The organism is [Mycobacterium] fortunisiensis, assembly GCF_019050325.1.
In the GTDB taxonomy this organism is placed as follows: domain Bacteria; phylum Actinomycetota; class Actinomycetes; order Mycobacteriales; family Mycobacteriaceae; genus Mycobacterium; species Mycobacterium fortunisiensis.
The window spans coordinates 8,470-23,391 of the sequence record NZ_VOMB01000006.1 but is presented as its reverse complement, the minus strand read 5'-3'; the positions used below and the strand labels follow the sequence as shown (position 1 = coordinate 23,391).

Genomic DNA, 14,922 nt, shown 5'->3' with positions numbered 1-14,922 from the left:
CGTTGGATTGCGAGCAGGGCCCGGTGTGGCGGCTTGCCGCACTACCGTTCACCGACGGCGGTACCGGTCTGAGCCTGGCCATCTCGCACTGCATCACCGACGGCGTCGGATTGTGGGAGGCGGTGGCCGACGCATCGCTGGGCCGCGTCGACCCGATATGCTGGCCGCCCGCCGCGTCGCGCACCTGGTGGCAGGCCGTGCGCCAGGACGCCCGGCAGACAATGCGCGACATCCCGGATATCGGCCGTGCCATTGCCGCTTCGATCACGTTGGCCCGCGGTGGTCGCGACACAGCCGAACCGGCGGCTCCCCCACCGTCCAAATCGCCTGCGCCCGCCTCGCCGGGAAACGAATCCGACATACTCCCCACCGCAACGGTCTTCGTCGATGCGGCCGCGTGGGAAGCCCGCGCGCAGTCGCTCGGCGGGACCAGCAACACGCTGCTCGTCGGGCTTGCAGCGCGCCTCGCCCAGCGCGCCGGGCGGGTGGCCACCGACGGTTCGGTGGTCGTGACGCTTCCGGTCAACGAGCGCACCGAGGGCGACACCCGCGCCAACGCGATCAGCGGTGTCCGCGCCACCGTCGACCCGGCACCCGCTGCTACCGACCTGCGCGAAATCAGGGCTGCGGTCAAACAAGCACTGATTCGGCACCAGGAGGTTCCCGACCCCCAGGACTTCCTGAATGCGTTGGTTCCGTTGCTGCCTCGGCGGTTCCTCAGCGCCGCACGTGGGGCAACGAGGGGCAATCCGTTCAACCTCGTCGGCGCATCGAATGTCGGTGTGATCGCTGCCGCCGCCGCCCGACCGGACGGCGCGGACACCGACCGCTTCGCCCTCAGACTGCACCACCTCGGGGTGGCCCCGGCGACGATGCAGCGGTACGGCGGGGTGCAGACGCTGCTCGCGGGAACGGTGCAGGGGCGGATCTTCATCTCGCTGATTTCCTGCCTTCCGGGCCGATCCAACTCGAAAGACGATCTGCACCAGGATCTTTCAAGTGCCTTGTCAGAATACTCACTCACCGGTACGTATCTGTGAACGACCGGGCGATGGCCGGGGAGGGTCCATGAAGTCCATTCTCAAAATGCTCCTGTCGGGCTTTCTTCTGATGTCGGCCCTGTGGTTGCTTCTGTTCGTGCCGGCAGGCACCCTGAACTACTGGCAGGCATGGCTGTTTTTCGCAGTCCTGCTGGCAGCTTCGTGGGTCGCGAGTATCTATCTCCTGCGCAAGTCGCCTGCCATACTCGAACGTCGCATGATGGCGTCCGAGTCAAGGGGCGTGCAAAAAGTCTTGTCGGTTGCCACGTACGTTTTCTGGATTGCCCTGGTGGTGGTCAGCGCTCTCGATCATCGATTCGGCTGGTCCACCGTCCCGATACCGCTCTGCCTGGTGGGTTTCGTTCTGATAGTGGTCGGAATCGGTGGCGTAACCCAGGTCTTTGCACAGAACAGCCACGCAGCCATCACCATTCGGGTAGAGGAAGACCAACCCCTGATCTCCACCGGCGTGTACGCGCTGGTGCGGCACCCCATGTACACGTTCAACACCTTCCTCTATACCGGAACACCGCTCGCGCTCGGCTCGTACTGGGGGCTCCTTTTCGCCATTCCCGCCCCCTTGATTTTTGCGCTTCGGATTTGCGATGAAGAAAAACTGCTCCGTGAAGAGCTGACCGGTTACGGCTCCTATATGCAGAAGGTGCCCCACCGGCTGGTGCCCGGCCTCTGGTGAGCCGCTACCGCATGGCCTTGAACTGGTCTCCATATGTGGCCAGCGGTCCGGCGGCCAGCATTTCGTAATGCGTGCAATCGACCCGGTGTTCGGTGACACCGCCGGAAATGTACGGGCGCCAACTTCTCTGCTGGTATCGCAGTGCCATCCGGGCAAGGACACCGGGGTGCCGCACCCGTATGCCCGGGATACTCCTCCGTCGCGCCGCTGAGAAGACGACCAGGTCGCCGTCGAACAACTCGGGTTGATGGTCGATCAGTAAATCCCAGTTGGTGTCAAGGTTTTTCGCCATGAAGTCCATCAGTCCGCTCGGCGGCAGCGCGAAGCCCACCGGCTCCTGTCGGCGAACCAACTCCTCGATTTCGCGGTACCCGAGGCGCCCCCACTGCCTGGGCACAGCGACGCCCTTGGTCCGCAGAATGTGTTTGAAGACACGGCTCTGCCCCCAGGTCAGATTCGACGAGATGATCCGTTTGACGTTGACCGTCGGATCCAGCAGGACCAGATGCCGAACCTCACACCCGCGTCGCTGTAGCTCCACGGCCATCGCATGGGCAACGATGCCGCCGAAGGACCATCCGAGAACGTTGTAGTGCCCTTCGGGATGGAGGGCTTGGAGGCGATCTGCATAGTTCTCCGCCATCTCGCGGATGGAGGTGACCTCAGCCTCATCGCCCCGTGAGATCTGGTTGATACCGATGATCGGCCCGCTCAAGTAGGCATCCAAAGCTCGATACGACCAGCTCAAGCCGAACCCGTCGTGGATGCAACACCACGGAATTCCGTCACCTGTCTTGAAAACCTCGACCGGGATCACTTCCTCGGCACTGTCGCCCCTGCCCACCTGCTGAGCCAACCCGCTCACGGTCGGTGCGCCGAATATGGTGCGTACCGCAAGGTCGGCATCCAGACTGCGGTTGATCGCTGCGATCAACCGCGTCGCCGACAACGAGTCCCCACCGAGGTCGAAGAACGAGTCGTCCACCCCGACCCGTTCCAGCCCCAACACCTCGGCATAGATCCCGGCCATGACCTCCTCGGTGGCGGTCGAGGGCGGACGGTACCGATCAGCCTCGGCGTATTCCGGCGCCGGCAGCGCACGCCGGTCGAGTTTGCCGTTGACGGTCAACGGCAATGCTTCGACCGTCACCACGGCCGACGGCACCATGTAAGCCGGCAGTCGCTGCGACAGTTGACTGCGCAGCTGTGCCGGGTCAGCAGTGCCGGTGACGTAGCCGACCAACCGCTTGTCACCCGGCCGGTCCTCCCGGGCAATCACCGCAGCTTGGTCCACCCCGTCAAGGTCGGCCAAAACTGTTTGGATCTCTCCCAATTCGATTCGATAGCCCCGGATCTTGACCTGCTCATCAGCCCGTCCCAGATAGCGCATCTGCCCGTCGGCGCCCCAGCACACCAGGTCACCGGTTCGATACATCCTCGCCCCGGACCCGAACGGGCATGCCACGAAACGCGACGCCGTCAGACCCGACCGTCGGGCATACCCGTAGGCCACACTCCGGCCGGCGATGTACAACTCCCCCACCACACCCGGTGCCACCTGGCGCAGCCGCCCGTCGAGAACAAAGAAGGCCGCCCCTGGCGCCGGCATACCAATCGGAACATCGGCTCCAGCCGTCTCCAAGGGGGCGCTGAACGAGGCATACCACGTCTCCGTCGGTCCGTAGCCGTCGATCATCAGCCGGCCGGGCGCCCACCGTTCCACCAATTCGGTCGGGCAGGCCTCGCCGGCCACCACCAACGCCGTGGATTCCAAGCCCTCTGGGGAGAGTGCCGCTGCGGCAGAGGGGGTTTGGTTCAGCACGTCGACCCGCTCAGCGATCAACAGATCGTGCAGGTCTCCGGGTGAGCCGGCCACCGTCTCGGGCACCACGACCAGGCGACCACCCTGCAGCAATGCCCCGAATATCTCCCACACCGACACGTCGAAGGAATAAGAGTGCCATTGCGTCCACACCCCGGGTCGCGGCAGGCCCACCTCCACAGAGTCCAACAACTGGGTGACGTTGCGGTGCGGCACCGCCACACCTTTCGGAGTACCAGTGGTTCCCGACGTGTAGATCAGGTACGCGACCCCGTCCGGATCCGGGTCCGGCAGCGCGGTACCCGGTTGCGTGTCGATACGCGGATCATCGACATCGACAACCGTCACGCCGCAATCCGTCAGCCGCCCGGCCAGACCCGCGGCGGTGATGACGGCAACCGGATCGGCATCGCCGATCATGAACCGGACCCGGGCATCGGGGTGCATCGGGTCGATCGGCAGGTACGCCGCGCCGGTCTTGAGTACCGCCAGGATTGCCGTGATGGCCGCCGCAGACCGCTGCACCAACAGCGCCACACATTGCCCGGGCCGAGCACCCAGACCGGTCAGCAGGTGCGCCAACCGGTTCGATGCTTCGTCGAGCTCGCGGTAGGAGATCGCCGAGTCCTCGAAGCTCACCGCGATCGCGTCCGGCGACCGGGCGACCTGACCGGCGAACATCGCCGGAATCGAGACCCAGGCAGGTTCGGGCTCCGTCAGCACGGCGCGGTTGCCCATCTGGTCGAGGCGGGTCCGTTCCCCGGCATCCAGGACGTCGATCGATGACACTGGGCACAACGGGTCGGAACTGATCGCCTCCACCACCCGCGCCAACCTGTCGACCAGTGTCTGCACGGTTTCGGTGTCGAACACATCGGTCCGGAACTCCACCGCCCCGCTGATCCCGCCGGCGGTACCGTCCGCACCGACACGTTCACCCAGCGAGAAGACCAGATCCATACGTGCGGAGTGGGTTTCAGCGGTGACGGGGGTGGCCCGCAGGCCGTTGAAGCCGGTCTCGGCCGCGACGTCAGCCGTCGGGTTGTGCCAAGCCAGCATCACCTGCACCAACGGATGAGACGCCATGCTCCGGGTCGGGTTGAGCCGCTCCACCAACGTCTCGAACGGTACGTCCTGATGCTCGAAGGCAGTCAGACTCCGCGCGCGCACCTGGCCCACCACCTCGGCGGCGGTGGGATCCCCGGCCAGGTCTGTCCGCAACACCAAGGTGTTGACGAAGAAGCCGACGAGATTGTCCAGCGCCGGATCGTTGCGGCCGGCGATCGGGAAGCCCACTGCCACATCGGAGTTTCCGCTCAGCTTCGACAACAGCACCGCCAACGCTGCCTGAATCACCATGAAACTGGTCGCGTTGTGCTCCCGGGCCACCCGCGCCACCTGCTGCTGCAACTGCGCCGGCCACTGCACGGGCACGCTGGCGCCCCGGTAGTCCGCCATCAGTGGGTAGGGCCGGTCTGTCGGCAACTCCAGTCGCTCCGGCAGCCCGGCCAACGCCTGCTCCCAGTAGGCCATCTGTTCGGAGATGCGACTGTCGGGATCCGACAACTCACCGACCTGATCGCGCTGCCACAAGGTGTAATCCACGTACTGCACCGGCAACGGCGCCCACTGCGGCGCCTGCCCGCCACAGCGGGCGACGTAGGCGGTTCCCAGATCCGTCACCAACGGCGCAACCGACCATCCGTCGGCGGCAATGTGGTGGAGCACCGCCGCCAGCACATGTTCGTCCTCGGACAGCCGGAAAAGAGTGGCTCGCAACGGGATGTCGACGGCCAGATCGAACGCGTGTCCGACAGCCGAGCCGACGGCCGCCCGCAACCGCTCCTCCGGCCACCCGGCCGCGTCGACAATCTCCCATCCGAGTTCGATGTCCTCGACCGGTTTGACGACCTGCCGCGGAACACCCTCGGCGGTCGCGAATACGGTGCGCAGGGTCTCGTGCCGCCCCACCACGTCGGCGATGGCCTGGCCCAGCGCCGCCACGTCCAACGTCCCGCTGATCCGATATGCCATGGGAATGTTGTAAATCGGTGAAGGCCCCTGCAGCTGCTCCAGGAACCACAACCGCTGCTGCGCATACGACAGCGGGATGACCGTCGGGCGTTCACGCGGGGTCAACGGAGTACGTTCGCACCCACCGTCACCGATGTGCGGAGCCAGCTCGGCGATGGTGGGCGCCTCGAACAGGGTACGCACGGCCAGGTCGGCCGCCAGGCTGGTGTTGATCGCGGCGATCAGCCGGGTCGCCGACAACGAATCCCCGCCCAGGTCGAAGAAGGAGTCATCGACTCCGACCCGGTCCAGACCCAGCACCTGGGCATAGATCCCGGTCAGGATCTCCTCCGCGGGGGTCGCCGGGGCACGATAGCGATCGGCCCCGGCGTAGTCGGGCGCCGGCAGCGCTCGTTTGTCCAACTTGTGGTTGGGCGTCAGCGGAATCGCGTCCAGGACCACCACGGCGGCGGGAACCATATAGCCGGGCATCCGCTGCGCCAGAGCGGAACGGACCGCGCCGGGGTCCGCGGTGCCGGTGATGTATCCGACGAGCCGCTTGTCACCCGGCCGGTCCTCGCGGGCGATGGCCACAGCTTGGTCGACGCCGTCGATTTCGTTGAGGGCCACCGAGATTTCACCGAGTTCGATCCGGTAGCCGCGGATCTTGACCTGCTCGTCGGCCCGTCCCAGACACCGCAGCTGTCCGTCAGCGCCCCAGGACACCAGATCCCCGGTCCGATACATGCGCGAGCCGTACCCACCGAACGGACACGCCACGAACCGCGACGCCGTCAGTGCGGACCTACCGATATATCCGCACGCCACGCCTCGGCCGGCCACATAAAGCTCGCCCACCACGCCCGGTGGCACCGGACGCAACCACGGGTCGAGAACGAACAGGGCGGCGCCCGGTACCGGCGAACCGATCGGAACAACCGCTGAACCGGCCTGCCCCGTCCCCGTCAAGGGCGCGCTGATCGCGACACCCATCGTGGTTTCGGTCGGTCCATAACCGTTGAGCATCAGTCGACCTGGGGCCCACCGCTCCACCAACTCGACGGGACAGGTTTCACCGACGACAACGAGGTCCATCGTCTCAAGGCCCTGCGGCGCGAGCGTCGCAGTCGCAGAGGGGGTCTGGCTCAAGACACTGACCTGTTCGGCGGCAAGCAGAGCGTGGAACTCCTCAGGTGAATTCGCCACGGCCTCAGGCACCACGACCAACCGTCCACCGCGCAGGATCGCCTGGAAGATTTCCCATACGGACAGATCGAAAGCCAATGAATGGCACAGCGCCCAGACGCCCGGGGCGGGTAGCCCGAGGTCCAGCGATGTCAACAGCTGGGTGACATTGCCGTGGCTGATCGCCACGCCCTTGGGCACGCCGGTGGTGCCTGACGTGTAGATGAGATAGGCGGTGTCGTCGGCCGCCGGTGTCGCGGCAGGGGCGCCGCCGGGTTGTGCGGCGATGCGCGGATCGTCGATGTCGATGACCGGTACGCCACAACCGTCCAGCCGCGACCGCAGCTCCGCGCTGGTGATCGCGACCACCGGTGCGGCGTCGGCGAGCATGAACTCGATCCGCTCCTGCGGATGTGCCGGGTCGAATGCCAGATATGCCGCGCCCGATTTCAGTATCGCCAAGATCGCCACGACCGGCGCAATCGACCGTTCCAGCAACAGCGCGACACACGCACCCGGGCCGACATGGAGATCGGCCAGCAAGTGCGCCAACCGGTTCGATGCCTCGTCGAGCTCGCGATAGGTCATCCCACGGCCACCGCATGTGACCGCGACAACCTCGGGATTGCAGGCCACCTGCCGGCCGAACACGGTCGGGATGGACATCTCGAGCGGGGTGGTTCCGGCCAACACCGCGCGGTTGCCGATCTGGTCGAGGTAGGCGCGCTCGCCGGTGCTCACCACGTCTATCGCTGACAGGGGCTGCTCGGGATCGGCTGTGATCGCCGACAGCACCCGCTGCAACCGTTCGATCATCGTCTCGATGCCGGCCGCGTCGAACACATCGGTGCGGAACTCCACGGTGCCGCCGATTCCGGCCATTTCACCGTCCCCGTCGAGTCGTTCGCCCAGCGAGAACACCAGATCCATCCGGGCAGTGGATGTTTCAGCAGTGAGCGGGCTGATCTGGACGTCGCCCAGCTGCGGATCTTCAACTGCCGGGGTGTGCCCCTGACCGTTGAAGTTCTGCCAGGCCAGCATGACCTGGACCAGGGGGTGGTGGGTCATGCTGCGGGTCGGATTGAGCCGGTCCACCAGCATTTCGAACGGGACGTCCTGATTATCGTAGGCCGCCAGGCTGCGGGCTCGTACCTGCTCCAGAACCTGGGCGGGGGTGGGATCACCGGCCAGGTCCACGCGCAGCACGAGGGTGTTGACAAAGAAGCCCACCAGGTCATCCAGGGCAGCGTCACCGCGGCCGGCGATCGGAACCCCTACCGCCACATCAGAACTCGCGCTCAGCTTCGACAGCAGCACCGCGAGGGCGGTCTGTACCACCATGAAGCTGGTCGTCCCGTGGTCACGGGCCAGGCGCGCCACCTGCTGCTGCAGCTGCACCGGCCATTGCACCGCCAGGCTTGCGCCCCGGTGATCAGCGACCTCCGGATATGGTCGGTCCGTCGGCAACTCCAGGCAGTCCGGCAGCCCGGCCAACGCCTGGTCCCAATAGGCGACCTGCCGCGCGATGCCGCTCTCGGGATCATCCAACTCACCCAGGTACGAGCGCTGCCACAACGTGTAATCCGCATACTGCACCGGCAGCGGCAACCATTCCGGAGGGGAGCCCACGCATCGCGCGGCGTACGCCCTGCCCAGATCGGCCACCAACGGGTTCACCGACCAGCCATCGGCAGCGATGTGATGTACGACTGCGGCCAACACGTAGTCATCGGGCCCGACCCGGAAAACGATGGCCCGCAGCGGGATCTCACTTGTCAGATCGAAGGGATGCGCCACCGTCTCGCCGATGGCCTCCGCCAACCGAGCATCCGACCAGCCGTCGGCATCCACAATCTGCCAACTGACTTCGGCCTGCCCGGCCGGAATGATCAGCTGCCGCGGAACTCCGGCGGTCGCGGGAAACACCGTGCGCAACGACTCGTGACGCTCGACCACATCCGTCAATGCCCGGCCGAGTGCCTCGGTATCCAACGCACCACGAATCCGATACGCCACCGGCATGTTGTACAGCGGTGACGGGCCGTGCAACTGATCCAGGAACCACAGCCGCTGCTGTGCGAATGACAATGGCACCACCGTCGGGCGCTGCTGCGGCACCAACCGCGGTCTGGCCGACCCGCCCTGGTGACGCCTCAGGTACTCACCCAGACCCGCGACCGTCGACGCTTCGAACACCGCACGAACCGGAAGGTCGGCATCCATGCCGGCGTTGATCGCGTTGATCAACCTCATCGCCGACAACGAATCACCGCCCAGGTCGAAGAAGGAGTCATCGACACCGACCCGTTCCAGCCCGAGAACCTGGGCGAAGATGCCGACGAGAATCTCCTCGGTGACGGTGCTCGGGGCCCGGTAACGATCGCTGTCGAGGTATTCCGGCGCCGGCAGGGCCCGCTTGTCCAGCTTGCCGTTTACCGTCAACGGAAGCGCCTCGACCACGACCACCGCCGCCGGCACCATGTAGCCGGGCAGTCGCTGTGCCAAGGCGGTCCGGATCGCAGCCACGTCGATGACCCCGGTGCTCGATTCGGTGACATATCCGACCAGCCGCTTGTCCCCGGGCCGGTCCTCCCGCGCGATCACCGCGGCTTGCCGCACCCCTTCCTGGTCGGCAAGGGCGGTTTGAATTTCACCCAACTCGATACGGTACCCACGGATTTTCACCTGTTCATCGGCACGACCGAGATACTGCAACTGGCCATCGGCGCCCCACCGCGCCAGGTCACCTGTGCGGTACATCCGCCATCCGTTCTCGTCGAACGGACAGGCCACGAACCGGGTTGCGGTGAGGCCGGCCCGGCGTGCGTATCCGTACCCCACACCCAGCCCCGCCACATACAGTTCCCCCACCACCCCCGGGGGCACCGGATGCAACCACGGATCGAGCACGAACACGGAGGTCCCTGGCACCGGTGAACCGATCGGCACAACCGCCGGGCCCGGACCGGTCTTCTTCAAGGGAGCGCTGATCGTGGCGTACACCGTGGTCTCGGTCGGTCCGTAGGCGTTGATCATCACCCGCCCGGCGGTGGCCCAGTCATCGACCACCTCAGCCGGACACGCCTCGCCGGCAACCACGAGGGCGGCCGACTCCAAGCCGTGCGGCGACAGCATGCCCACCGCCGACGGAGTTTGACTCAGGATGCTGACCTTTTCGGCCACCAGCAGCGCGTGGAAGTCATCCGGTGAACTCGCCACAGACTCGGGGATTATCACCAGCCGCCCACCGTGCAGCAGCGCACCGAAAATCTCCCACACCGAGACATCGAACGCGTACGTATGCCACTGTGCCCACACCCGCGGCGACAGCCGGTGGTCCACGGCGGCCAGCAGTTGGGTGACGTTGCGGTGGGCGATGGCCACTCCCTTGGGGACGCCGGTGGTCCCCGAGGTGTAGATGAGGTAGGCAACATCGTCGGGGGCGCAGGCCGGCAAGGCGCTGTCGGGTTGTGCTGCGATCCGGGCATCGGCGACATCGAGGACGGCCACACCGCAGTCGGCCACCCGGCCGGCCAGCTCCGCTGTCGTCACGACCACGACCGGAGCAGCATCGGCGAGCATGAAATCGATCCGGGCATCGGGGTGCGCAGGATCGATCGGCAGATAGGCCGCGCCCGCCTTGAGCACCGCCACGATCGACACGATCGCCTCGGGGCACCGGTTGAACAACAGTGCCACGCACCGGCCTGGCCCCGCACCGAGGCCGGTCAACATATGCGCCAACTGATTTGAGGCCAGGTCCAACTCCCGGTAGGTCATTCCCCGCCCATTGCCAGTGATGGCGACGACCTCAGGATTGCGGGTCACCTGTTGGGCGAGACGCTTCGGAATGGACACCGGCGTCACCGCATGCGACAGTGCTTGCCGATTCCCCATGTGGTCCAATCTCAGCCGCTCGTCCGCCTCGAGCAGGTCCACCATCGACAACCGCTGTCCCGGGTCAGCGGTGATCGCCGCCAGCATCCGCTGCAATCGGCCGACCAACTTATCGATGCCAGCCGCGTCGAAGACATCGGTCCGGAACTCGACGGTCCCGCCGATCCCTGCGGCTTCACCGGTTGCGTCCCAGCGTTCGGACAACGAGAAGGTCAGGTCCATCCGAGCGACGTGTGTGTCGACCGACAGCGAGCTGACCTGTGCCGCACCCAATACCGATTCGGCCGCGGGGTCGGCGGTGAAGTTCTGCCAGGCCAATGCCACCTGGACCAACGGATGGTGGGCCATGCTGCGGACCGGTTTGAGCCGATCCACCACGGCCTCGAACGGCACATCCTGATGCTCGAGAGCAGCCAGGCTGCGGGCTCGTACCTGCTCCAGAACCTGGGTGACGGTGGGATCACCGGCCAGGTCGACGCGCAGCACGAGCGTGTTGACAAAGAAGCCCACCAGGTCATCCAGGGCGGTGTCGCCGCGGCCGGCGATCGGAACCCCCACCGCCACATCAGAACTCGCACTGAGCTTCGACAGCAGAATCGTCAGCGCCGCTTGCACCACCATGTATGTCGTCGCATTGTGCGCACGGGCGACCTCGCGGATCTGCTGGTGCAGATCCGCCGGCCAGGACACTGCCACGCTCGCACCGCGATGATCGGCCACCAAGGGATAGGGCCGGTCCGTCGGCAGCTCCAGCCGTTCGGGCAACCCGGCCAACGCCTGCTCCCAGTACGCCAACTGCCCCGAAATACGGCTCTCCGGATCGGCAAGATCACCCAGATACGACCGCTGCCACAACGAGTAATCCGCATACTGCACCGGCAACGGCACCCAATCCGGCACCCTTCCCGCACACCGGCTCGCATACGCCGCACCCAGATCAGCCACCAGCGGAGCCACCGACCAACCATCAGCGGCGATGTGATGCACCACCGCCACCAGCACATGCTCATCATCGGCAACCTGGAAAAGCCGGGCTTGCAAAGGGATCTCGTCGTCGAGAGCGAAGCTGTGGTCGGTGATCGCTTCGACGGCATGCTGCAATTCAGTTGCCGGCCAGTGGACGGCATCGATGACACGCCAGCCGAAGTCAGCCTCGGCGATGGGCAGCACAACTTGTCGAGGTACGCCCCCCGGGGCGGCGAACATGGTGCGCAGGCTCTCGTGGCGGCCCACCACATCGGCCAGCGCGTGACCAAGGGCGTCAGTGTCCAGCAGACCGGTGATCCGTAGCGCCACCGGCATGTTGTAGGTCGGCGATGGGCCCTCGAGCTGGTCCAGGAACCACAACCGCTGCTGGGCATAGGACAACGGGATGACGTCTGGCCGTGGCTGCGACACCAACGGCTCACGCCCACCTGAACTCTCGGTGACACGGGTGGCCAGTTCGGCCACCGACGGGCTCTCGAACACCGCACGGACCGGAAGGTCGGTATCCAGGCCGGCGTTGACCGTGTTGATCAGCCGGGTGGCTGTCAGTGAATCTCCGCCCAGGTCGAAGAAGGAGTCGTCGACCCCGACCCGTTCCAGGCCCAGCACCTGGGCATAGATGCCGGCCAGAATCTCCTCGGTGACGGTGCTCGGGGCCCGGTAACGATCGCTGTCGAGGTATTCCGGCGCCGGCAAGGCCCGCTTGTCCAGCTTGCCGTTTACCGTCAACGGGAGCCTTTCGAGGACGACCACCGCGGCGGGCACCATATAGCCGGGCAACCGCTGCGCCAGCACCGCCCGCACCTGGCCCGGATCGACAGCCCCGCCGAATGATTCCGTGACATATCCGACAAGACGCTTGTCCCCCGGCCGGTCCTCCCGCGCGATGACCGCGGCTTGATCGACCCCGTCGACCTCCGAAAGGACAGTCTGGACCTCGCCGAGCTCGATGCGGTAACCGCGAATCTTTACCTGCTCATCGGCCCGGCCCAGATACCGCAGCTGCCCATCGGCACCCCAGGACGCCAGGTCGCCGGTCCGATACATGCGTGCCGCGGGTGTGTCCGCACCACCGAACGGGCACGCCACGAACCGCGATGCGGTCAAGCCACCACGACGCCAATATCCAAGTCCCAAACCGGCACCGACCACATACAACTCACCCACCACGCCGACCGGCACCGGCTGCAGCGACTGATCCAGCACAAAGAAGCCCAGGTGTGCCAGCGGCACACCGATCGGACTGACACTGTCCTCGATGTCCTCGGCCACAATCTCCCGGAACGACGCATGCACCGTCGTCTCGGTGATCCCGTACATGTTGATCAACCGAGGTGAGCCCGGGTGGCTGTCCAGCCATGGCCGAAGCCGCTGTGGTTCAAGCGCTTCCCCACCAAAGACCACGGTCTCCAGTGTCAGTTGACCGCCCAGCTCGGGCACCAGCGCTTCAGCCGATTGCAGTGCGTAGAACGCCGAGGGCGTCTGGCTCAACACCGTCACCTGCTCGCCGACCAACAACGCCAACAGCTCTTCCGGTGCCCGCGTAACCGACTCTGGCACCACCACCAACCGACCGCCATACAGCAACGCGCCCCAGATCTCCCACACTGAATAGTCGAACGCCAGCGAATGGCACTGCGTCCACACCTGATCCGACAATCCCAGCTCCGTGTCGAGAGTGCCCAGCAGGCGCACCACATTGCCGTCGGTGATCGCCACTCCTTTCGGCACACCGGTGGTCCCCGAGGTGTAGATGAAATATGCAACGTCATCCGAGGCGCGAACCGGCAGCGGATCGTCAGGGGCTACTGCGGCCAAGGCATTTTCGACATCGACCAGCCGCACCCCGCAGCCGTCCAGGCGTCCGGCGAGTTCCACCGTTGTCACCGCCGCAACCGGGGCAGCATCACCGACCATGAACTCGATCCGCGCATCCGGATGCTTCGGATCAATCGGCAGATATGCAGCGCCGGCTTTCAGGACGGCAAGAATCGCCACGATCGCATCGGCCGATCGGGGCAACAACACCGCGACCGAACGGCCCGGCCCGGCGCCGAGGTCGACCAATACCTGCGCCAACCGATTCGACGCCTCATCCAGCTCCCGATACGACATCTCAGACCCGCCGAAAACGACGGCCACCGCGTCGGGCGCACTCATCACCTGACGCGCGAACATCCCTGGAATCGACTCTGGCACCACCACCGGGCCGTTCAGCACCGCGCGATTACCCCACCCGAACAGTTGCTCGTGCTCGTCCTCGTCCAGGAAATCCATCGCGGACAGCCGACGGGACAGATCGGCGGTCATGACGGCGCCTCTACCTCGGCGGTCATCGCCGTCAGCACCCGGCGCAGCCGCTCGATCAGCCGCCGAACGCTCGCCTCGTCGTAGACATCAGTTCGAAACTCCACTGTCCCTCCGATCCCCGCGGGCGCGCCGGTCTCCGTCCAGCGTTCCCCCAGTGCAAAAGTCAGGTCCGTGCGCGCGGTATTTGTCTGTGCGGGAAGCGGGGATGCCGTCACATTGCCCAGGGACAGGCCGGCGGCGGAATCCGCACTGTGCTGCCAGGACAGGTTCTGCCACGACAACATCACCTGCACCAGCGGATGATGCGTCAGGCTGCGGGTTGGGTTGAGCCGATCGACCAGCACCTCGAACGGCACATCCTGATGCTCGAAGGCCGCCAGACCGCGGCGCCGCACCTGATCCAGTAGCTCGCCGACCGTCGGATCGCCGGAGAGATCCACCCGCAGCACCAACGTGTTGACGAAGAACCCGACGAGGTTGTCGAGTGCGGGGTCGTTGCGCCCGGCAGACGCGATCCCCACGGCCACATCAGAACTCGCGCTGAGCTTCGACAACAGCAGTGCCAATGCGGCTTGGACGACCATGAAGGTGGTGGCATTGTGTTCGCGGGCCACGCTGGCAACGCGTTGCTGCAGTTCCGCCGGCCACTCCACTGCCACGCTGGCGCCCTGGTAATCCGCAACGGGCGGATAGGGCCGGTCCGTCGGCAGCTCCAGCCGTTCGGGCAACCCGGCCAACGCCTGCTCCCAGTACGCCAACTGCCCCGAAATACGGCTCTCCGGATCGGCAAGATCACCCAGATACGACCGCTGCCACAACGAGTAATCCGCATACTGCACCGGCAACGGCACCCAATCCGGCACCCTTCCCGCACACCGGCTCGCATACGCCGCACCCAGATCAGCCACCAGCGGAGCCACCGACCAACCATCAGCGGCGATGTGATGCACCACCGCCACCAGCACATGCTCATC

Annotated in this window: 2 protein-coding genes and 1 pseudogene; 2 read left to right on the top strand and 1 reads right to left on the bottom strand. The window is 65.7% G+C overall.

The features are described from left to right. The first annotated feature begins 23 nt into the window (after nucleotides 1-23). Together FR943_RS04460 and FR943_RS04455 are read left to right on the top strand one after the other, a co-directional pair. Nucleotides 24-1,040 carry a hypothetical protein gene (locus FR943_RS04460; RefSeq protein WP_308170462.1) on the top strand — a complete coding sequence of 339 codons (1,017 nt, stop codon included), beginning with the start codon at nucleotides 24-26 and terminating at the stop codon, nucleotides 1,038-1,040. Between the two features lie 28 nt (nucleotides 1,041-1,068). Beyond that, complete coding sequence (locus tag FR943_RS04455; RefSeq protein WP_217155149.1) at nucleotides 1,069-1,734, top strand: methyltransferase family protein; 666 nt, start codon at nucleotides 1,069-1,071, stop codon at nucleotides 1,732-1,734. Between the two features lie 391 nt (nucleotides 1,735-2,125). Here the strand turns inward: FR943_RS04455 and FR943_RS26320 are convergent. Then, a pseudogene (locus FR943_RS26320) lies at nucleotides 2,126-14,922 on the bottom strand (non-ribosomal peptide synthetase); the annotation flags it as partial.

Excerpts from the sequence above, each read along its gene's own strand:
- FR943_RS04455 (WP_217155149.1), top strand. The coding sequence starts at position 1,069 with ATGAAGTCCATTCTCAAAATGCTCCTGTCGGGCTTTCTTCTGATGTCG.